The sequence below is a fragment of the Levilactobacillus suantsaii genome, assembly GCF_014069315.1.
Taxonomy (GTDB): Bacteria; Bacillota; Bacilli; order Lactobacillales; family Lactobacillaceae; genus Levilactobacillus; species Levilactobacillus suantsaii.
The window spans coordinates 592,201-614,162 of record NZ_CP059603.1; the positions used below are offsets into that span (position 1 = coordinate 592,201).

Genomic DNA, 21,962 nt, shown 5'->3' on the forward strand with positions numbered 1-21,962 from the left:
TATATATGGCGTTTGGTGATATTTTTAAAACTTCTGAATTTAAAAAAGACATTGCTAGTCTTAAAGAGAACATATCCTCTCTAACGCAGGAGAACAATGACTTAAAAAACAAAGCTAACTTAAAACTGTCTATACATGAAATGGAACCCCTCAAGCTAGACGAATTAATTAAACAAAAGAAAAACACTGCCTTAGAAGTAGATGCTAAGATAGCAGAAAAGAACAAATCGCTTGAAGAAATTTCTAAAAAAATTGCCGAATCAACCGACTCTTTAAATAATATTCGAGCCGATATAAATGATTTAACACCCGACTTGGAAATGAGCTCATACGGACTTTATAGACCACAATATGATTTTTCAACTTCATTAGGATATAAAGACATGCTCAAGATGATAAGAGATGATCAAAAATCAATGATCAAAAATAAAACCGCTGTATCATTCAATCCGAACTGGTTAGTCAATAACAGTAAAACCGAAGGCCGAAAAATGAATAGAAATAACATTAAGGCCATCTTGCGTAGTTTCAATAATGAATGTACTGAAGCTATTGGAAAAACGACTTATTCCAATTATGATCGAATCGTCAAGCGCATAAAACGTTCCTTCGACCAGCATAATAAAATGTATAGGGTAGTAGATATTCAGCTAAATTATGCCTACCTAGATTTAAAAATAAAGGAATTAAATGTTGCCTTTGAATATCGACAAAAAGTTGAAGATGAAAAAGAAACTCTTCGTGAGGAACGTGAAAAAGAACGTGAAGAAAAGGCGTTACAGCGAGAAATTGCTGCAAAACGAAAACAAGTAACTAAAGAGATAAAACATTATTCGCAGGCAATTTCTGAACTGAAAGAGAAATATTCCGCCAATCCTCAAGATGAAAGTTTGAAAGATGAAATCGCAAAATTACAAGAAGAACTTTCCAAGTATCACGAACAAGAGGACGAGGTAGATTACCGTGAGCAACACGCAACGGCAGGATATGTTTACATCATTTCTAATATAGGATCCTTTGGAAAAAATGTATTCAAAATAGGAGTTACCCGTCGACTTGAACCAATGGACCGAATCAACGAATTAAGTAGTGCGTCCGTCCCCTTTAAATTTGATGTACATGCACTTATTTTTAGCGAAGATGCCTACAAATTAGAAGCAGAGTTACATAATAGGTTCACAAATCGCAGAATTAATAAAGTAAATAATCGAAAGGAATATTTCAGCATATCAATTGAAGATGTCGAAAATGAATTAAAGAAGTATAAAAATGTTACCGTTGATTTTAAGGAACGTCCAGAAGCCGACGAATATCGGGAGACTTTAGCACTAGAAAACAACAGCTAATGAATAGGCCCTCAACTGGGCTTTTCTTTAACAGGCTTAAAGAACTTACGTTTGGCAAAGTCGAGTGTTGACCTTGCCATTGAAAGGAGAATTAACCATGGCAAGTATTACCAAGCGAGGCAAGAGCTGGCAGGCCAGGATCAGCTATAAAGATACTGACGGAAAAGCGAAAATAAAAACACATGGTGGTTTCAGAACTAAAGGCGAAGCAACTGCATGGGCCAACCAATTTTCCGTTGATCGAAATAGTGGAAAGCTGGTTATGGCCGAGGTGCCTTACTTCAAAGATTATTTTTGGTATTGGTATAAAACCTATAAAGAACCGGGGGTCAAAGAACGCACCCGACTCACTTATGAGTTAAGCCATAAGATTCTGTCGGAGGGGCTGCCCTTTGCAAGGTTGGATAATATCACTCGATATGATTACCAAAATTTCATCCGGAATATTGGTCAAACTCGGTCTAAAGAAACTATGGCCAAACTAAGTTCCCAGTATCACGCCTGTATAAAGAACGCAATTTATGATGGCATCATCACAAAAGATTTCGCATCGCGCGTTTTATAATCAAGTTAGCCAAATACTTTTAGCTAATTGATAAAATAAAAAACACCAAGACAAATCTCTGTTATCATTGATGTTCCTACACAAACAATGAAAGAGGTTATTGTCTTGATGCAAGAACAGAATACCACAGTCAGAAAAAAAGGTCAGCACCTAACTTCGTTTGAACGAGGCAGAATTGCTACGCTGCACAGCCAAGGCTATTCCAATCGTGCAATTGCCAGAGCGCTTAATGTTTGTCATCAAACAATCAATAATGAATTGTGCCGCGGCGAGATCGACCAAGTAAAAAAAGTGAATGGTCAACGCCAATATTACGCTGTATACTCACCAGAAACAGCACAAGCTAAGTACGAAGCTAATCGAGCCCACTGTCATCGACCTTTGAAACTCGTCGGTGTCGCTGATTTTATCGACTATTTTACGACTCATTTGCGTCAAGATGGTTGGTCGCCTGATGCAGCAGTAGGACGGGCCAAACTTGAAGGCTTATATCAACCTGAGGAGATGGTCTCGACCAAGACGCTATACCACTATATTGATGCCCAGTTACTTGAAGTCCGCAATCTTGATCTACTCGAAAAAACGCGCCACCGTGCCAAACATCATCACTCGATCAAGCACAAGCGTCTGGCCGGACGGAGTATTGATGAACGGCCTAAAAGTATCGACCAGCGCCAAGAGTTCGGCCATTTCGAATTGGACACCGTGGTGGGCAAGCGCAACGGTCAAGAGAGTGTGATCTTAACGCTGATCGAGCGTCAATCCCGCTGCCAAATTCTACGTTTGATCGATGGTCGTGATGCCGATTCAGTCAACTATGAGCTGGCCAAGATCTGTCAAGAATACGGATCAATCATGAAGTCAGTTACTGCCGATAATGGCGCTGAGTTCTCGGAAGTTGGCGCTGTACTTACCGGTGTCGCTGACCTTTATTATGCCCATCCATATCGTTCCTCTGAGCGTGGGACTAACGAAGCGCATAATCGAATGATCCGCCGCGATGTACCCAAGGGTCTATCCATGGATATTTTGGGTCCTCATGATATCCAAGCAGTTGAGTCAAAGCTAAACAATTTACCGCGCCGGCAAACTGGCTATCAAACACCCAAAGAGCTTTTCTCCGCTGCTTCCGCCGGTTAAGTTAAGTCCATAAAATATGAATATTAATGAAAATACTGATTTAATAGGATTTGTCGTGTGGCTAATTTGTTCTTGCAATTTGGGAAAGATTTCGCATACAACGTGACGATGGTTTACGACAAAAATCGAACACGTAAAATCCAATACCTTAACGAAAAGCAGTTAAAGCAGCTAAGCGCTTACTTGCTTAAAACACGTCGTCCTAAGTTCACAGGTAAATACATGATATTAACTGCCCTAGATACAGGAATGCGTCCAGGGGAAGTCGAAGGGCTCAAGTGGAGTAGCATTCACTTTGACACTGGAATGATTGATGTTAAAAACTCTTGGAATGAGTCGACACAGGATTTTGAAGACGTTAAGAATGAATGGTCGTTTCGCACCATTCGAGCCAACCATTGGCTCTTAGATGTGCTTAAAGAACTTCCACAGGATAATCCTCGAGGACTAGTGTTTGCTGAGAATGATACAATTCCAACATCAGCCGGTATTAATAAGGTGCTTAGGAACGCACTCAAGGAAATTGGTTCCCCGCTTAAAGGCTTTCACTTTCATTCATGCCGTCACACCCACGTTGCTTATTTGTTGGGGCAAGGCGTTGACCTTTACGCTATCTCGAAAAGACTTGGACACAGCAGCATTGTTATAACGGCCAACCGATATGCTTACATGATCGATGAGTATAAGTCACGTACGGATCAAAAGATCATTGATTCGCTAGATACACTATACAAGCCTTCCTATGAATTCAAAGTTGTCAATAGGAACTTTAAACTGAATGTGCAAAGATTGCGCAAAGTTTTTTTATCTTCTAGTTCTTTCTAGTACCAATTCAAAAACAAAAAGCCTGTCAGATGTTGACCTGACAGGCTTTTACATTTAGCTAAAAACGCCTAGTTTCAGCTGATAAGCCGCTTATTGGATTTGAACCAACGACCTCTTCCTTACCATGGAAACGCTCTACCTTCTGAGCTAAAGCGGCATTTCTTTCTATTATTACTGAAAATCTCTATGCTGACAATAGGTAGGCCTAAAATAGCATAAATCAGCACAGCGGTGATAACATGACGCAATCATCATTTTACCGGTTATTTCCTCACTTAATTTTCTGGACCTTTTCTTCCTATACCAATAAATGATATAAAAAAAGGAACCCGATTGGGTTCCTAACATTGCGTGGCAACGTCCTATTCTCGCAGGGGGCGATCCCCCAACTACTATTGGCGTGCTGAAGCTTAACTTCCGTGTTCGGCATGGGAACGGGTGTATCCTTCAGGCTATCGCCACCACACTATTGAGAGCTTATTCCCTCAAAACTAGGTATTACCAATTATCTTCTGAGAACACCAATCACTTGGTTAAGTCCTCGACCGATTAGTACTGGTCCGCTCCACGCCTCACGGCGCTGCTACTTCCAGCCTATCTACCTGATCATCTCTCAGGGGTCTTACTTCCATAAAGGAATGGGAAATCTCATCTTGAGGCGAGTTTCACACTTAGATGCTTTCAGCGTTTATCTCATCCATACATAGCTACCCAGCGATGCGCCTGGCGGCACAACTGGTACACCAGAGGTATGTCCATCCCGGTCCTCTCGTACTAAGGACAGCTCCTCTCAAATTTCCTACGCCCGCGACGGATAGGGACCGAACTGTCTCACGACGTTCTGAACCCAGCTCGCGTACCGCTTTAATGGGCGAACAGCCCAACCCTTGGGACCGACTACAGCCCCAGGATGCGATGAGCCGACATCGAGGTGCCAAACCTCCCCGTCGATGTGGACTCTTGGGGGAGATAAGCCTGTTATCCCCAGGGTAGCTTTTATCCGTTGAGCGATGGCCCTTCCATACGGTACCACCGGATCACTAAGCCCGACTTTCGTCCCTGCTCGACCTGTCTGTCTCGCAGTCAAGCTCCCTTCTGCCTTTACACTCGTCGAATGATTTCCAACCATTCTGAGGGAACCTTTGGGCGCCTCCGTTACTTTTTGGGAGGCGACCGCCCCAGTCAAACTGCCTACCTGACACTGTCTCCCGCCACGATGAGTGGCGCGGGTTAGAGTGTTCACACAGCGAGGGTCGTATCCCACCAGCGCCTCCATCGAAACTAGCGTTCCGATATCTACGGCTCCGACCTATCCTGTACAAGCTGTGTCAACACCCAATATCAAGCTACAGTAAAGCTCCATGGGGTCTTTCCGTCCTGTCGCGGGTAACCTGCATCTTCACAGGTAATATAATTTCACCGAGTCTCTCGTTGAGACAGTGCCCAGATCGTTACGCCTTTCGTGCGGGTCGGAACTTACCCGACAAGGAATTTCGCTACCTTAGGACCGTTATAGTTACGGCCGCCGTTTACTGGGGCTTCATTTCTGGGCTTCGCCGAAGCTAACTCATCCACTTAACCTTCCAGCACCGGGCAGGCGTCAGCCCCTATACTTCATCTTACGATTTTGCAGAAACCTGTGTTTTTGATAAACAGTCGCCTGGGCCTTTTCACTGCGGCTACACTTGCGTGTAGCACCCCTTCTCCCGAAGTTACGGGGTCATTTTGCCGAGTTCCTTAACGAGAGTTCACTCGCTCACCTTAGGATACTCTCCTCGACTACCTGTGTCGGTTTGCGGTACGGGTAATTAAGATCTCACTAGAAGCTTTTCTCGGCAGTGTGACGTGGAGCACTTCCCTACTAAAATTCGGTCCCCGTCGCGCCTTGTCCTTAGCGATAAGCATTTGACTCATCACCAGACTCAGCGTTTGGACGCACATTTCCAATCGTGCGCATGCTTTAGCCTCCTGCGTCCCTCCATCGTTCAAACAATCTTAACTAGTACAGGAATATCAACCTGTTATCCATCGCCTACGCCTTGCGGCCTCGGCTTAGGTCCCGACTGACCCTGGGAGGACGAGCCTTCCCCAGGAAACCTTAGTCATTCGGTGGATCAGATTCTCACTGATCTTTCGCTACTCATACCGGCATTCTCACTTCTAAGCGCTCCACTAGTCCTTGCGGTCTAGCTTCGTTGCCCTTAGAACGCTCTCCTATCACGCAACATAGTTGCGTCCACAATTTCGGTAATGTGCTTAGCCCCGGTATATTTTCGGCGCAGAGTCACTCGGCTAGTGAGCTATTACGCACTCTTTAAATGATGGCTGCTTCTGAGCCAACATCCTAGCTGTCTATGCAATTCCACATCCTTTTCCACTCAGCACATATTTAGGGACCTTAATTGGTGGTCTGGGCTGTTCCCCTTTCGACGGTGGATCTTATCACTCATCGTCTGACTCCCGGATATAAATCAGTGGCATTCGGAGTTTATCTGAATTCAGTAACCCATGACGGGCCCCTAGTCCAAACAGTGGCTCTACCTCCACGATTCTTCATCCGAGGCTAACCCTAAAGCTATTTCGGAGAGAACCAGCTATCTCCAAGTTCGTTTGGAATTTCACCGCTATCCACACCTCATCCCAGCATTTTTCAACATACACGGGTTCGGCCCTCCAGTGCGTTTTACCGCACCTTCAGCCTGGACATGGATAGGTCACCTGGTTTCGGGTCTACGTCAACTTACTGAAACGCCCGTTTCAGACTCGCTTTCGCTACGGCTCCGGTCTTTACACCTTAACCTTGCAAATTAACGTAACTCGCCGGTTCATTCTACAAAAGGCACGCTATCACCCATTAACGGGCTCTAACTAATTGTAGGCACATGGTTTCAGGAACTATTTCACTCCCCTTCCGGGGTGCTTTTCACCTTTCCCTCACGGTACTGGTTCACTATCGGTCACTAGGGAGTATTTAGCCTTGGGAGATGGTCCTCCCGGATTCCGACCAGGTTTCACGTGTCTGACCGTACTCAGGATCCTGAACTGAGGGTCAACGATTTCGCCTACGGGGGTATCACCCGCTCTGCCACACCTTCCCAGATGTTTCGGCTATCACTGACTTTGGTAACTCAAATGTTCAGTCCTACAACCCCAACAAGCAAGCTTGTTGGTTTGGGCTGTTCCCCGTTCGCTCGCCGCTACTTAGGGAATCGAATTTTCTTTCTCTTCCTGTGGGTACTTAGATGTTTCAGTTCCCCACGTCTGCCTCAACTCAAGTATGTATTCCCTGAGTTGTAATCATCGGTAAAGATGATTGGGTTTCCCCATTCGGAAATCTCCGGATCAAAGCTTACGTACAGCTCCCCGAAGCATATCGGTGTTAGTCCCGTCCTTCATCGGCTCCTAGTACCAAGGCATTCACCATGCGCCCTTCATAACTTAACCTAACGGTCACTTCGTGACCGCTGATTAATTGAGTATTAGCGAATAAACTAATTAAAAAACTCAAAATAAACGCGGTGTTCTCGGTTTAATTATCTTTAATAATTAAAGGAAAATAATTGATAATATCTAGTTTTCAAAGAACAAGCTTGAGGGTAGACCCCTCAAAACTGACCATTGTTTCAACAAAGTATGTGCAGGCCTCCGTATTATTCCTTAGAAAGGAGGTGATCCAGCCGCAGGTTCTCCTACGGCTACCTTGTTACGACTTCACCCTAATCATCTGTCCCACCTTAGGCGGTTGGCTCCAAAAGGTTACCTCACCGACTTTGGGTGTTACAAACTCTCATGGTGTGACGGGCGGTGTGTACAAGGCCCGGGAACGTATTCACCGCGGCATGCTGATCCGCGATTACTAGCGATTCCAACTTCATGTAGGCGAGTTGCAGCCTACAATCCGAACTGAGAACGGCTTTAAGAGATTAGCTTGGCCTCACGACTTCGCGACTCGTTGTACCGTCCATTGTAGCACGTGTGTAGCCCAGGTCATAAGGGGCATGATGATTTGACGTCATCCCCACCTTCCTCCGGTTTGTCACCGGCAGTCTCACCAGAGTGCCCAACTGAATGCTGGCAACTGATAATAAGGGTTGCGCTCGTTGCGGGACTTAACCCAACATCTCACGACACGAGCTGACGACAACCATGCACCACCTGTCATTCTGTCCCCGAAGGGAACGTCCTATCTCTAAGATTGGCAGAAGATGTCAAGACCTGGTAAGGTTCTTCGCGTAGCTTCGAATTAAACCACATGCTCCACCGCTTGTGCGGGCCCCCGTCAATTCCTTTGAGTTTCAACCTTGCGGTCGTACTCCCCAGGCGGAGTGCTTAATGCGTTAGCTGCGGCACTGAAGGGCGGAAACCCTTCAACACCTAGCACTCATCGTTTACGGCATGGACTACCAGGGTATCTAATCCTGTTTGCTACCCATGCTTTCGAGCCTCAGCGTCAGTTACAGACTAGACAGCCGCCTTCGCCACTGGTGTTCTTCCATATATCTACGCATTCCACCGCTACACATGGAGTTCCACTGTCCTCTTCTGCACTCAAGTCATCCAGTTTCCGATGCACTTCTTCGGTTAAGCCGAAGGCTTTCACATCAGACTTAAATAACCGCCTGCGCTCGCTTTACGCCCAATAAATCCGGACAACGCTTGCCACCTACGTATTACCGCGGCTGCTGGCACGTAGTTAGCCGTGGCTTTCTGGTTGAATACCGTCACGATGTCAACAGTTACTCTGACACCCGTTCTTCTTCAACAACAGAGTTTTACGAGCCGAAACCCTTCTTCACTCACGCGGCATTGCTCCATCAGACTTGCGTCCATTGTGGAAGATTCCCTACTGCTGCCTCCCGTAGGAGTCTGGGCCGTGTCTCAGTCCCAATGTGGCCGATTACCCTCTCAGGTCGGCTACGCATCATCGCCTTGGTGGGCCGTTACCTCACCAACAAGCTAATGCGCCGCGGAACCATCCAGAAGTGATAGCCGAAACCATCTTTCAAACAAAAACCATGCGGTTTTTGTTGTTATACGGTATTAGCACCTGTTTCCAAGTGTTATCCCCTGCTTCTGGGCAGGTTTTCCACGTGTTACTCACCAGTTCGCCACTCGCTTTAAGAAGAAATCAGTGCAAGCACGTCAATCAACCAAAGCTCGTTCGACTTGCATGTATTAGGCATGCCGCCAGCGTTCGTCCTGAGCCAGGATCAAACTCTCATCTTAAAGATGATAAGCTCGAATAGCTCATCGATTGTTGTTACATTTTAAAAGCGAATTGACTTCGCAAATATTGTTTGGGTTTGAATAAATTCAAACCGCCCTACACATATTTGGTTTGTCGAAACAATGTTCAGTTTTCAAAGGTCTACTCGTTATCCGCCGAAGCAAACAACTTAATCATCATACCATTTAGCTGATATGCTTGTCAACAAGAAGTTTGATTTGACAACGTTTCTCGCTGATTCGTCATCGCCAAGCGACAACTTAATTAGAATAACATTTCGTTATCATTTCGTCAACAACTAATTTCAATCATTCAAATTGGTCTAGTTAGTGACTCGTCGTGACAACGTGTATAACTATACCAAGCCTAGTCCACCACGTCAACCATAATTTGCAACAAATTGAAATTATTTTCAAACACGAACGCCCCGGCTGAAAACAAGTTTCTTCAGCCGGGGCGTTCGGAGAATTATCGATTATTTATCCCATGATGGTTCGTTATCATTTTTAAGACCGCCGTAAAAATCGGCTGCTCCCCAGAATTACTAGGACCACGACGCCGGCATTGACTGCCATGCACACCAGAAGCAAGCCACTATATCCAGCTTCCTGACCGATGAGCCAGCCACCAGCAACGGGACCCAAGGCCTTACCCAACGATGAGAACGCGTTGACTAATCCCTGGTATTTACCTTCATTACCGATCGTGTACGCATTGATTAACGCCGGCACCCCCGGAACGTAGACGGCTTCCCCGATGGTCAGCAGGGTCATCGCCGCAAACAGTCCACCAATTTGGTGTGCCGTACTTAATAGTAGAAACGACCCACTAATGGCCACCAAGCCGCCGATGATTTGCCAAGGGAGTGAGCGTAAGCGACTGACCCGCGCCATCGCACCTTGAACAAGAATCAACAACAACCCGTTATAGACCCACAAATGGCTGTAAACACTCACGCTTAAGCCTAAATTTTGGATATAGATAGAAACGTTGCTCATCCATTGTGCATAAGTCCCCCACATCAGCACCAGACTAATCAACAGGACGCCTAGGGTCAAACGGCCTAAGCGTCGGCGGTTAGTCGGTCGGTTAGCTTGCTCGGCAGAAGGGTCTGCTACCGGTTGGCCACTCACCGTTAACCGGTCAGCATAACGCTCCCATAAAATTGTCGCTAACCCGTAGCAAACCAGTAATAGGCTGAAAATGGGCCGTAAGCTTCGATGAAACAATACCCCAATACTGGCTGTCCCCACAACGAGTCCCAGATTAATGAAAATATACAGCAAATTAAAGAGTCGTCCGTTAGCCCGGCTGAGTTGGGCCGTCAGCGTCGTGATCAAGGTGAGCATCCCCCCGGTCAATAGGCCAAACACAATCAAAACGACCGGGTAGCCCCACACGTTGTTCCACCATAGCCCAACCAGTGCATCGGCAATCAATGCCACCAGTAACGCCAGACCGACTCGTTTGACGGCGTATCGGTCCCCCAACAGACCGCCTAAATAGCCGCCCAGCACGTTGCAACCCGAATACGCCGCCAGGATCCAGCCGCTGGTCACCAGCGACAATTGCAGATCATTATGCAGATAAATGGTCGTCAGTGGCCACATCACGCTATAGGCCGTATTGATCAATAGCCCTAAAACGAGTAACGGCCAAACTTGGCGTCCGAGCTTCAACATCCCAATCCCCTCCTAACGTTAGCCATTAGCCTAACATGTTCTTTTCCGTCTGTCTAACGTCCCCAATCGTCTGTCCCGACCGCCAGGGGTTGCTTATTCGACGAAAATCGACTAAATTTAAGGGAGGTCTGGGTTCAATCGTTTTTTCAATTGAGCCACTACTTATATAGGAGGATACAAAATGGGTAACAACCAAAAGAAGAATACCGCACAACCCGATTTGAACGACCAAATGCAGGTTCGTCGCGATAAAATGGATCATCTTCGTGAGGAAGGCATTGCCCCCTTCGGTCACCGTTTCGACCGGAGCGACAATGCTAAGTCCGTCAACGAAAAGTTCGACCAGTTCACTAAGGAAGACTTGATGGATGATAAGCACTACGTCACACTCGCGGGCCGGATCACCGGTAAACGCGGCAGTGGTAAGGCTGGCTTCATCGACTTGCTTGACCGGACGGGCGTTATCCAGGGGTACGCACGCCAGGACGAACTTGGCGAAGACACCTACGACCTCTTCAAGTCACTCGACTTAGGGGACTTCATCGGGGTCAAAGCTTACGTCATCAAGACTAACACCGGCGCCTTAACGCTGCGGATCACGGAATTAACCTTCCTGTCCAAAGCCCTCCGGCCATTACCCGACAAGTGGCATGGCTTGACTGATAAGGAAACCATTTACCGGAAGCGGTACTTGGATCTGATTTCTAACCGGGACAGTTTCGACCGGTTCATCAAGGTCGCTCAAATCAAGAAGGCTATTCGTGAATACTTGGACAACAACGGCTACCTCGAAGTCGACACCCCTGTCTTACAAACGGCAGCTGGTGGGGCCGAAGCCCGGCCATTCATCACCAAGTCCAACGCTTTTGATATTCCGTTGTACCTGCGAATTGCTACGGAGCTGTACTTGAAGCGCCTGATTGTCGGCGGTTACGAAAAGGTCTACGAATTGGGCAAAGACTTCCGGAACGAGGGGACTGATGTTCGTCACAACCCCGAATTCAACATGGTCGAAGTGTATACCGCTTATACCGACTACACCGATGTCATGGACTTAACTGAAAACATCTTCCGTTACACCGCTAACAAGGTCAACGGTTCCGGTAAATTAACGTTCCAGGGCCAAGACCTCGACTTAGACCAACCCTTCAAGCGCCAACACATGGTCGACGCCATCAAGGAAGTCACCGGCATCGATTTCTGGCAACCAATGTCCGTTGACCAGGCTAAAAAGCTGGCTGACGACAACAACATCCATTACGAAGACTACTGGACGGTCGGCCACATCATCAACGCCTTCTTCGAAGAAAAGGTCCAAGACACCTTGACTCAACCGACGTTCATCTACGGTCACCCGGTTGAAATCTCACCGCTAGCCAAGAAGAACGCCAAGGATCCTCGATTCACTGATCGGTTCGAATTGTACATTGTCGGCAACGAATACGGTAACGCCTTTACCGAATTGAACGACCCTATCGACCAACGGCAACGGTTCGAAGCTCAAGACGCTGAACGCAGTGCCGGAAACGAAGAAGCCCACGGCATCGATGACGATTACCTGGAAGCCATGGAATACGGCATGCCGCCTACTGGTGGTTTAGGAATCGGAATCGACCGGATGACCATGTTATTGACCGACTCGACATCCATCCGTGACGTGATGCTCTTCCCAACCATGCGTCCGAACGACTAAGCACGAAAAGAGGCAACTGTATTGAGAGCATCCCAATTGATCACGTTGCTGCGTGAGCATGATTTGTACCGGGGCACGACCGCCCCACTGGCCGCTGAGACCACGTTCGCTGACCTGGGTTACGATTCCCGTAAAATTGGGGCTGACGGCTTGTTCGTTTGCAAAGGGTTGAATTTTTCGTCCCAGTACCTGCAACAAGCCGTCGCCAACGGGGCCAGCGCCTATTTGGCCGAACAAGATTACCATGACCAAGTGACGGTCCCCGGCATTTTGGTCAGTGACGTGCGCAAAGCCCTGTCGTTAGCAGCCCAATTATACTTTGGGTTCCCCCAAAACGACTTGTTCGTGATTGGGTACACCGGCACCAAAGGTAAAACCACGTCGACTTACTTGACCCACCAAATTCTCAGCCAAACGGCACCGGGCAAAGTCGCCATGTTTTCGACGATCAACCACATCATCGGTAACCGACCGGAGGACCAGTTCAAGGCCCACCTGACCACGGCGGAATCCTTCGACCTGTTCCACGAAATGCGGCAGGCCGTCGACAACGGGCAAACGATTCTGGTCATGGAAGTGGCTTCACAGGCTTACCTGTTGCACCGGGTCTACGGGTTAACCTTCGATGTGGGCATTTTCTTGAACATCTCGCCCGATCACATCGGCGTCAACGAACACCCGAATTTCGCCAACTACCTCTTATGTAAGCAACAGTTGTTGTTGAATTCGAAGGCTTGCATCATCAACGCCGACACGGCTCACTTCGACGAGGTCTATGCCGCCGCCAAAGTCTCTACCGACCCCAGTCGTATCTGGACTTACGGGGTCGACCAGGACCAGGCGACCGTCTCGATTCACCCGCAGCAAAATACCCTGACCGCTAGTGAGTTCACCCTCACGGTCAACCCGGCAGTGAGCGAGTTGGCTTCATTAGCGGCCGACTACCACGTGTCCATGCCGGGGGATTTCAATCAGGGCAACGCTACGGCGGCCATCCTGGCAAGCTTGCTTGCCGGGGCGACCGTACCGCAGATGCAAACGGGGCTGGCCCACACGCGGGTCCCCGGTCGCATGGAATCCATCACGACCAGACACCATGGCACGGTCTACATCGACTACGCTCACGATTGGGGGAGCATGAACGCCCTGTTGCACTTCTTGCACACTCAATTCACCGACCACCGCATCGTGGTGGTCTTGGGCAGTACCGGTGACAAGGGTGAAGACCGGCGCGAAGGCTTTGCCAAGGCCCTCAACGCTTACGCCACCGCCGCGGTGTTGACCACTGACGATCCGGGTCACGAAGACCCGCAAGCGATCGCCGAACAAATCGATCAGCGCATCGACCACCAGGCCGTGCATACGACCTACATCGCTGATCGTGAAGCCGCGATTCGTCACGCCATCACCCACGCGACCAACGACGATTTAGTGGTCCTCGCGGGAAAGGGTCAAGACGCCTACCAAAAGATCAACGGCGTCGACACCCCGTATGATTCTGATCCCGTGGTGGCCCACCGGGTCATCGCCAGTCTGCCTGACGAACACGCTTAACTAACCGAATTGACGTTTAACCAGAGCCCGAGCTTAGTCTCGGGCTCTTTTTTGGACTTTTTTCGGTTTTAAGTTACCTGATGTTATAAAAAATATCATGGATTACGGCATATCTTGTTTTTGATGACCTCGTTGCTGAACTTTTTCGGGGTTCAGTCCCGCTTTTAGGGGCCAAGTTACGTCTAAAGCTCCTTAAATGAGTTGAATCTGAGAATTCAGCTTGTAGTTTATCAGAAATGATGTTATATTTTATGACATAAGGTGCTAAGTAGGAGGTTATTCACCATGAAGAAATGGCAAGTTGCCGTGATTGTGTTGCTCGCCACGTTGGGTAGTTGGGTCGGTTTAGCCACCCAAGCCCACGCCGCGAAATACACCATCGCCACGGATACGACGTTCGCCCCGTTTGAATTTCAAGTCAAGGGCGGTAAGTACAAGGGAATCGATATCGACCTGTTGCAGGCCATCGCCAAAAAGGAACACTTTACATACCAGCTGAAGGCGCTCAGTTTCAACGCCGCCGTCCAGCAGCTTAGTGCCAATCAGGTCGATGGGGTCATCGCCGGGATGAACATCACGTCCGCCCGCAAGGCGACTTTCGACTTCTCCAAGCCCTACTATTCATCCGGGGTCGTGATGGCGGTCACCAAGGACAGTTCCGTCAAGAACTTTAAGCAGCTCAAAGGAAAAACCGTCGCCTTAAAGACTGGGACCGCCGGCGCCACGTTCGGAAAATCGATTCAGGCCAAGTACGGCTTTAAGATCAAATACTTCAACGACTCGAATACCATGTACAACGACGTTAAAGTCGGTAATTCAGTTGCCTGCTTCGAAGATTACCCGGTCATGTCATACGGCATCAAAAACGGCATCCCGTTAAAGATCGTTTCCAAGCAACACGAGGCTGGTGACTACGGGTTTGCCGTGAAAAAGGGTAAAAACGCCGCGTTACTTAAAAAATTCAACGCTGGGTTAGCCGCTATTAAAGCCGACGGGACCTATCAAAAGATTTTGAACCGTTACCTGCACGCCAAGGAATCGTCCATCACCGGCGAGACCGCCAGCAGCCGGACCTTCTTCGGCTTGTTCAGTCAAAACCTCAACACCCTGGGCAAGGGGCTATGGATGACCATGGAACTGACCATCATCTCCATCATTCTGGCCACGATTCTCGGCTTGATTCTCGGAGTCTTAGGCGTCATGCCGGGGAAACTCGGTCCGGCCATCTCCAGTACCCTCATCTATATTTTCCGGGGGATGCCGTTGATGGTCCTGGCATTCTTCATTTACATCGGGATTCCCGACCTGATCGGCCATGGGTTCAAAATCCCGGCCTTCATTGCCGGGATGATTACCCTGATGTTGAACGAAGGGGCCTATACCGGAGCCTTCGTCAAAGGGGGATTTCAAGCCGTTGATGCGGGACAAATGGAAGCGGCCCGTTCACTCGGATTACCCTACTGGAAGGCTATGCGCAAGGTCGTCATGCCCCAGGGGATTCGCATCATGATTCCATCGTTTATCAATCAGTTCATTATTACGTTAAAGGATACGTCGATTCTGTCAGTCATCGGGATTGTCGAACTGACCCAGACCGGGACATTGATTATCGCCCGTAACTTCGAAGGGTTCAAAATTTGGCTGATGATCGCCATCATCTACCTGATCATCATCACCCTGCTGACGTGGCTGTCGAATTGGGTTCAAAGGAGGATTAACTAATCATGAGTGATCATACAGTAAAGGTTCGCGTGACCGATCTACACAAAAGCTACGGCGACACCGAGGTCTTAAAGGGCCTCAACCTCGAAGTCCAAGATAACGAGGTCGTCTGCATGATTGGCCCGTCCGGGTCTGGAAAAAGTACCTTCTTGCGGTGTTTGACTGACCTGGAAATGCCGACTAAGGGCCAGGTCATTATCAACGACCACGACCTTTCCGATGCCAAGACCAATCTCAATCTGGTGCGGGAAAATATCGGCATGGTCTTTCAACACTTCAACCTTTTCCCTCACCTCACCGTGTTGCAAAACATCACGTTGGCTCCGATTCAACTGAAGAAAATGACTCCGAGTGAAGCGGAGGCTAGCGCCCGAGAACTCTTGGCCCAGGTGGGATTAGCCGACAAGGCGGATGTGAAACCCAACTCCCTGTCCGGCGGCCAACAACAACGGGTGGCTATCGCCCGGGCACTTGCGATGCACCCCAAGATCATGTTATTCGACGAACCCACGTCCGCTTTGGATCCCGAAATGGTCGGTGACGTGTTGGGAGTCATGAAGCAATTGGCCCAGGATGGGATGACCATGATCGTGGTGACTCACGAAATGGGCTTTGCCAAGGAAGTCGCCGACCGGGTCGTCTTTATGGCTGATGGCTTGATTCAGGAAAGTGGCACGCCAGCACACATCTTTGAACACCCGCAAAACCCACGACTCCAGGATTTCCTACAAAAAGTCATCAACGTTTAAGCGCCAGCATCACGAGACTAAAAGACGCATCTGCAAGCTTCACTGCCTGTAGATGCGTCTTTTTCAATTTCGTTTAAGTTTACGATTCGAACTGAAGAATCTGCTTGGAGCGACCGATCCCCGGATCGACCTTCACGTCCCCCAATTGCAAAGCGTATACCACCAGTGTCGAGCCAATCTTATCCCAAACTTGTTGGTAGTGCGGGACGCTCTGCAAGTACAACGGTAACAAGTCCACCATGGTTTTGGTCGACCGGTGAAGTTGCACGTGACGAGCCCGCAAGTACGGGTTGCCGGGCGTCCCGTTGTCGGGCACCGTGATGATGGCCACGTCAGGATCCTGATCATAGATGGTCACGGCCTCACTAGTTTTGACCGATGAAAAGTACAAGGTGTCGGGTTGGGACTCATCCCAGACAAAATTAACGATTTTAACGTCGGCTTGGCCCGCCAATGACGTGCCGAGCGCCAACTTATTGGTCGTGGCCTTGACCTCTTTGAACAGTGTCAGATCCATCAGACGAAACTTCCCTTCATTGCTTTAGATTAGACTTTAAGTGTACCACAACCACCGGCAACCACGGGAACGTTTGTTCATAATTTTACCCTACCGTCGACGCCGTTTGCGACTAAAGGCCGGCCGCTTACCGCGGTGCTTGACGGTCTTCAACTGTTGATCGGTCGCAAAGAGTTCTCGACCTAACGTTGGGTGGGTCCGCAGATACGACTGGGTGAATTGGTCCACGGCCGCTTTATCTTGGATGTCGATACCTTCGCGTTGCATGGCCGTCGTGACCTGGTCGAAGAAGGCTTCCATCTTAGGATCATACATGGTGACTAGCGCCGTGTGATGAGTCCGCACCCACTCAATCAAATCCTGAGCATGCGGCAATCCGTCATCACTAGCCGCCAAGTAACTAAAGAGTTCGGTCAACGCAAACGGAATCAGCTGATACAGCCCCGCCACACGTTGTTCTTTAGCTAGTAAGTGGGTAAATGGCCCAAACATCACGGCGGATAAAGCATCGGTTTGCCACTCCGTCACCGATAGATGTTTACCTGTCAAGAGAAGTTCAGCCACCGCGTGGACGATATCACCAAAGTAACGTTGGTCAGTGGTACTCAGGTTAGCCACCTGCGGCATTCGTTGCATGTCCTGGACCCAGCCCTCCACTTCGGCGACCACGTTTTCGTAGGCGTGCTGCTCCTGGTTGACCTCAGTGGCCGCGTGTTTTTCGACCAATTGGGGCCGGGCTGCCGTCAAAGCTTGTTTCAAAGCCGGCCAATCACGACCGACTTGGGGTTTGAGGTAGGCACTAAGTACCGGGACCACCGCCACAAAGTAGTTATGCGGTTGCTCGACGCTCAGGGGTAAAGCGGTCAACGCCGCCGTGAGCCCCGTGGGTGTCCACGCCCGGGTGCTACCCGTCGTTTGTTGGTAAACGTGTAAAAAGTCGGTCAAAATTTGGGCCGCATAAGTTTGTTGGTTCTTAGACAACCGTGCTAACCGTTCCGGCGTCAAAAATTCGGCCGGGGTTAAGGGTGTCGTTGTCGGATCAGTTTCTGTCATGACTACAATTCCCCTTATCTAAATAGACTCGCCACCACGCAGGTCCGGTGATATCTCAACACCCAACGTGGTCGTGTTTCCTGGTCCCCATTATACGCGGTCGCCTCACTTTTGCCCAATCTACTCCGCTTCGGCTGGTAAAGAAAGCCCTAAATCGGGGGCCTTTCCGAGGATTTTTCAAGACAAACGCGGCCAAGTCAGTTATATTAGAGTTTCGGAAACTTATCGGAAAGGAAGACTAATACTAATGGATGATGTTGTGATTCTAAGCGCCGTGCGGACGCCTATCGGCAAGTTCGGCCGCAACTTTAAACACGTGTCGGCCGTCGAACTCGGGACCATCGCCGCTCGCGCCGCCGTTGAGGCCAGTGGCGTCGACCCCACTACGATTCAACAGGGCATCTTTGGCACGGTCTTGCAAGCTGGTTTGGGGCAGAACCTAGCTCGCCAGGTCAGTTTAAACGCCGGACTGGACGTCCGCAGTACCGCCATGACCGTCAACCAGGTCTGCGGCTCAAGTCTCAAGGCGATTCGCCTGGGCCAAACTGCCATTATGATGGGGGATGCCGACACCGTTCTGGTCGGGGGTGCCGAGAACATGAGTCAGGTCCCCTACCTGGACACGGAGAACCGCTGGGGTCATAAGATGGGCGACGAGACCCTGATCGATGGTTTGCTCAGTGACGGATTGATGGACGCCTTCAACCAAACGCCGATGGGCATCACGGCCGAAAACGTCGCGACAGAATTCCACGTCAGCCGGGCCGAACAAGACGCCTTTGCGTTGCGTTCGCAACAACGCGCCGCCCAGGCCCAAGCCGACCACCGTTTCGACGCCGAAATCGTCCCCGTTACCGTGGGCGACCACCAGGTGACCACCGACGAAGCCGTCCGGACCGACACCTCGGCAGCCAAACTGGCGGCATTAAAGCCCGCCTTCAAACCGGATGGGACCGTCACGGCCGGGAACGCCGCCGGGCTCAACGACGGGGCCGCCGCCATGGTCCTAATGCGCCGCTCCACCGCCGAAGCCGCCGGGTTGCCCTACTTGGCCGTGCTCAAAGCCTACCACGAAAGCGGCATCGACCCAGCCTTGATGGGCTACGCACCAACTTACGCGATTCAAGCGGCCTTGGACCAACAACACTGGACGGTCGCCGACCTTGACCGCATCGAACTCAACGAGGCCTTTGCCGCCCAGTCCGTTGCGATTGCGCGCGACTTAAAACTCCCTAGCGACAAATTGAACGTCAACGGGGGCGGCATCGCTTTAGGCCACCCATTAGGCGCTTCGGGGACCCGCATCGTGGTCACCCTCTTGCATGACCTGATGCGTAACGACCTCCACCGGGGTCTCGCCGCACTCTGCGTTGGCGGTGGCATGGGCATCGCCCTTTTGATTGAACGCCCCTAGGCTTCTGGTATAATGGCTTTAAAGTACCTCTCGGGAAGGAAGTTCAGCCATGCTGACTGCGGATTTTGACGTCAAAATAAAACTTATCATTTTAACCAGTATCGCTATCGTGGTCCTGGCCCTCATCGTCGGCCGACTATGGATCAAGGCGGGCCACTTCACCCGCTACTTTAGCGGCGTGCTAGCGGTCATCGTGGTCCTGTGCTTCATCTTAGGATCACTACTGCTGATTCACCAGTAACCAAAAACAACCAGGAAGCGGGTCTGAGGATTACTCAGATCCGCTTCCTGGTTGTTCAAGGAGGCTTTAGGCCCCTAATTGCCACTCTCCCATTCGTCACCGGGGTGCACCGGCTTCGAAGCTGGGTCTTCCTTAGTGGCTGGGGCCGCTGTTGACGTTGTGTCAGAAAAAATTTTGAACATCACCTTGCTAAAGAGGTTCGACCCGTACGCGATGAAGAAGATGCCCATCCAAAGCTGAACCGACGACATCCTCAAACTGCAAAACAGGGTAAAAAGTCGACACCAACTGCGGAATCCCATCACTCTTTGGTCAGACGGCGTTTCATGGGGCGCACTCCTTTAGCAGATTGCGCCAGCAGCCACCCCCATTAACTTGTCACCAAACTTATTACTCTTAGTATAACACAAATGTAAGCGCTTACTATTACCCCTAAGAGCTATCTTTAGTTCTCCCCGTTATCCTTTGCGGCTAAATTTATCTAGTTCGTTGGCGTTTAGCCCCAAAAGAACGCCCAAAAGCCCGCCATTTTTATCCACAAACGTGTAAAATAAAAAGTAAGGGGTTACATTTAGAGAACTAGGAGGAATTCGATGACCACCACTGTCGCAGATCTACAATTATTACCAGCTTTTCGTCCCACCCACTTGATTGCGGGAAAACGGGGCCGCCAGAATCCGGTCGCCAACATCGCCTTATTAGGGGACCAACAAACGCCCAACGACATGGCGCCCCACGAAATACTGGTGACATCGCTACAGGAATTTTACCAGACCTCACCTCAGAGACTCAACCTCTTTTTGACGGCATTAACACAAAGCCAGTGTAGCGCAATAATTGTTCGTTTGACCGACTTTAACTTTACATCTGCCATTCCCCACGCACTCATCACCACTTGCCAGCAACACGACCTCCCCTTATTCACACTCCCCCGCGAGAGTGACTACAACGACCTCTTCCTAGCGGTCACCCAACGACTCTTCGCCGATAAGCAACGATTGTTGGACCAATACAAGAAGCTCAACCAACACTTCGTCACCCAAGCCGCTCAGGACGGCTCGCAACAAGCCGTCCTTGAGACCTTGGCCAGCCTAATTCATAATCCGGTGGTTCTCTTTCGCTTGCACGCTGGTCGGGAAGAACCGCTCGTGAAAAGTACCGATGTCACCATCCCGCTGGACCGTGTTCAGATCAACGACCGTCAGCTAGCGACCGTTCCCGCCGAGGTCAGCCACACGTACTTTCGAGCGCCCGTGGCCCAAACGACTAGCCAACAACTTCTGGTGAAATTGCCTCATCAAACGTTGCCCCCGCACTACTTGGGAGTTTTCGCCCAAAACCAAGCCATTACCGACGTGGACTTCATGGCAATCGAAAACGCCCTTAACTTCCTACAACTGGCTAGTTTGCAACAGACCACCTGGACCCAGGCCCAGCAGAGCTACGACAACGATCTGATCGACGACCTGTTCGCCGGAAACCTGACTCAACCGGGGACTCTCAACCAAGCATTAACCCACTTCCATCTGGATGCTGACCAGCATTATCGCCTAGTGTTGGTCCAGTGTCGCACCGCTGCGGCCCAAACAGCGGACGCCTTCAGTCAACAGCCCACCGTAGCCCACCGCATTCTGACGTTTATTCGCCAACACTGGGTCCCCGTTTTGACTCGAATCCGGCCCGATCGCATCCTCGTGGCGTTACCCGTAACTACTGCTCTAGCCGACTTGAAACGTCCCTTACAACGGTGGCTACAAACCGCTACAGCCAGTGATTACCAAGTCGGCATCAGCACCCCGAGTCTTCCAAGAAACTTCGGAACAGCCGTCGCTCAGACCGTTAAAACCGTCCAACTTGCCGACGCCCTGTTGCCCAAAGCCCGGGTAGTGACTCTAAACGACCTGGGGTTCTACCGGTGCTTATTACCCCTCACTAATCCGGCGGACCTCCGTGCCTTGGTGCCCGAAGAACTCCTGGACTTGAATACCCAGCACCCCGAACTTTACCGGACTTTAACGACCTATTTCGCCCATAACCACAGCATTAAGGACAGTGCGGCGGCCCTCTATATCCATCCCAAGACCATGAGCTATCGACTAAATAAGATCAAACGGCTCACGACTCTCGATTTTACGGATGCAGAGAACCTCTTCATGGCTAACGTGGGGTGCCACATCTTGAATTTGGTGACCCAGCATGTCCTGTCCTAAACTGGCACGCCTGCTTTTCGCCCC

At 49.8% G+C, this 21,962-nt stretch carries 15 protein-coding genes, 1 tRNA gene and 3 rRNA genes; 11 read left to right on the forward strand and 8 right to left on the reverse strand.

Annotated elements, in window-relative coordinates; translation table 11 throughout:
* Positions 1-5: 5 nt before the first annotated feature.
* From H3M12_RS02840 to H3M12_RS02855, 4 genes are all read left to right on the forward strand, one after another.
* On the forward strand, positions 6-1,346 hold the full coding sequence (locus H3M12_RS02840; protein ID WP_182150898.1) for a DUF4041 domain-containing protein: 1,341 nt from the start codon (positions 6-8) through the stop codon (positions 1,344-1,346).
* 97 nt (positions 1,347-1,443) lie between these two features.
* Complete coding sequence (locus H3M12_RS02845; protein ID WP_182150899.1) at positions 1,444-1,911, forward strand: Arm DNA-binding domain-containing protein; 468 nt, start codon at positions 1,444-1,446, stop codon at positions 1,909-1,911.
* Between the two features lie 108 nt (positions 1,912-2,019).
* Positions 2,020-3,051: an IS30 family transposase gene (locus tag H3M12_RS02850; RefSeq protein WP_004270929.1), complete on the forward strand. Its 1,032-nt coding sequence runs from the start codon at positions 2,020-2,022 to the stop codon at positions 3,049-3,051.
* A gap of 57 nt (positions 3,052-3,108) precedes the next feature.
* Positions 3,109-3,876 (forward strand): site-specific integrase, encoded by a 768-nt coding sequence (locus tag H3M12_RS02855; protein ID WP_233449214.1) that lies wholly within the window; start codon positions 3,109-3,111, stop codon positions 3,874-3,876.
* A gap of 84 nt (positions 3,877-3,960) precedes the next feature.
* On the opposite strand, the gene H3M12_RS02860 is transcribed toward H3M12_RS02855, so the two are convergent.
* The 5 genes from H3M12_RS02860 to H3M12_RS02880 form a co-directional block, all read right to left on the reverse strand.
* A tRNA-Thr gene (locus H3M12_RS02860) sits at positions 3,961-4,033 on the reverse strand.
* A 192-nt stretch (positions 4,034-4,225) separates the two neighbouring features.
* Positions 4,226-4,342, reverse strand: a 5S ribosomal RNA gene (gene rrf / locus H3M12_RS02865).
* Positions 4,343-4,405: 63 nt separating this feature from the next.
* Positions 4,406-7,320 (reverse strand): 23S ribosomal RNA (locus H3M12_RS02870).
* Positions 7,321-7,537: 217 nt separating this feature from the next.
* A 16S ribosomal RNA gene (locus H3M12_RS02875) occupies positions 7,538-9,102 on the reverse strand.
* Together the 16S, 23S and 5S rRNA genes with 1 tRNA gene alongside form the textbook arrangement of a ribosomal RNA operon.
* Before the next feature lie 507 nt (positions 9,103-9,609).
* The gene (locus H3M12_RS02880) at positions 9,610-10,785 is read right to left on the reverse strand and encodes an MFS transporter (protein WP_182150900.1); all 1,176 of its coding nucleotides are present in this window, start codon (positions 10,783-10,785) and stop codon (positions 9,610-9,612) included.
* 181 nt (positions 10,786-10,966) lie between these two features.
* Here H3M12_RS02880 and lysS point away from each other — a divergent pair, with 181 nt between their 5' ends.
* The 4 genes from lysS (at position 10,967) to H3M12_RS02900 (ending at position 16,503) form a co-directional block, all read left to right on the forward strand.
* On the forward strand, positions 10,967-12,478 hold the full coding sequence (lysS, locus tag H3M12_RS02885) for a lysine--tRNA ligase (protein WP_129032535.1): 1,512 nt from the start codon (positions 10,967-10,969) through the stop codon (positions 12,476-12,478).
* A 21-nt stretch (positions 12,479-12,499) separates the two neighbouring features.
* Positions 12,500-14,032 (forward strand): UDP-N-acetylmuramoyl-L-alanyl-D-glutamate--2,6-diaminopimelate ligase, encoded by a 1,533-nt coding sequence (locus H3M12_RS02890; protein WP_182150901.1) that lies wholly within the window; start codon positions 12,500-12,502, stop codon positions 14,030-14,032.
* Between the two features lie 285 nt (positions 14,033-14,317).
* Positions 14,318-15,754 carry an amino acid ABC transporter substrate-binding protein/permease gene (locus H3M12_RS02895; RefSeq protein WP_129032537.1) on the forward strand — a complete coding sequence of 479 codons (1,437 nt, stop codon included), beginning with the start codon at positions 14,318-14,320 and terminating at the stop codon, positions 15,752-15,754.
* 2 nt (positions 15,755-15,756) lie between these two features.
* The gene (locus H3M12_RS02900) at positions 15,757-16,503 is read left to right on the forward strand and encodes an amino acid ABC transporter ATP-binding protein (RefSeq protein ID WP_129032538.1); all 747 of its coding nucleotides are present in this window, start codon (positions 15,757-15,759) and stop codon (positions 16,501-16,503) included.
* Between the two features lie 79 nt (positions 16,504-16,582).
* Here H3M12_RS02900 and H3M12_RS02905 read toward each other — a convergent pair whose 3' ends face one another.
* Positions 16,583-17,020, reverse strand: coding sequence for a pyridoxamine 5'-phosphate oxidase (locus H3M12_RS02905; RefSeq protein ID WP_129032539.1), 438 nt, complete (start codon positions 17,018-17,020; stop codon positions 16,583-16,585).
* 90 nt (positions 17,021-17,110) lie between these two features.
* Complete coding sequence (locus H3M12_RS02910; RefSeq protein ID WP_129032540.1) at positions 17,111-18,073, reverse strand: hypothetical protein; 963 nt, start codon at positions 18,071-18,073, stop codon at positions 17,111-17,113.
* Between the two features lie 247 nt (positions 18,074-18,320).
* On the opposite strand from H3M12_RS02910, the gene H3M12_RS02915 reads away from it, so the two are divergent.
* Together H3M12_RS02915 and H3M12_RS02920 are read left to right on the forward strand one after the other, a co-directional pair.
* A complete protein-coding gene (locus H3M12_RS02915) occupies positions 18,321-19,487 on the forward strand; it encodes an acetyl-CoA C-acyltransferase (protein ID WP_129032541.1) in 1,167 nt (388 codons plus the stop codon).
* Between the two features lie 49 nt (positions 19,488-19,536).
* Positions 19,537-19,728: a hypothetical protein gene (locus tag H3M12_RS02920; protein WP_129032542.1), complete on the forward strand. Its 192-nt coding sequence runs from the start codon at positions 19,537-19,539 to the stop codon at positions 19,726-19,728.
* A 74-nt stretch (positions 19,729-19,802) separates the two neighbouring features.
* On the opposite strand, the gene H3M12_RS02925 is transcribed toward H3M12_RS02920, so the two are convergent.
* Positions 19,803-19,979, reverse strand: coding sequence for a hypothetical protein (locus tag H3M12_RS02925; protein WP_170954972.1), 177 nt, complete (start codon positions 19,977-19,979; stop codon positions 19,803-19,805).
* 342 nt (positions 19,980-20,321) lie between these two features.
* On the opposite strand from H3M12_RS02925, the gene H3M12_RS02930 reads away from it, so the two are divergent.
* Entirely contained in the window at positions 20,322-21,938 is a 1,617-nt protein-coding gene (locus H3M12_RS02930; protein WP_129032543.1) for a helix-turn-helix domain-containing protein, read from the forward strand.
* Positions 21,939-21,962: the final 24 nt, after the last annotated feature.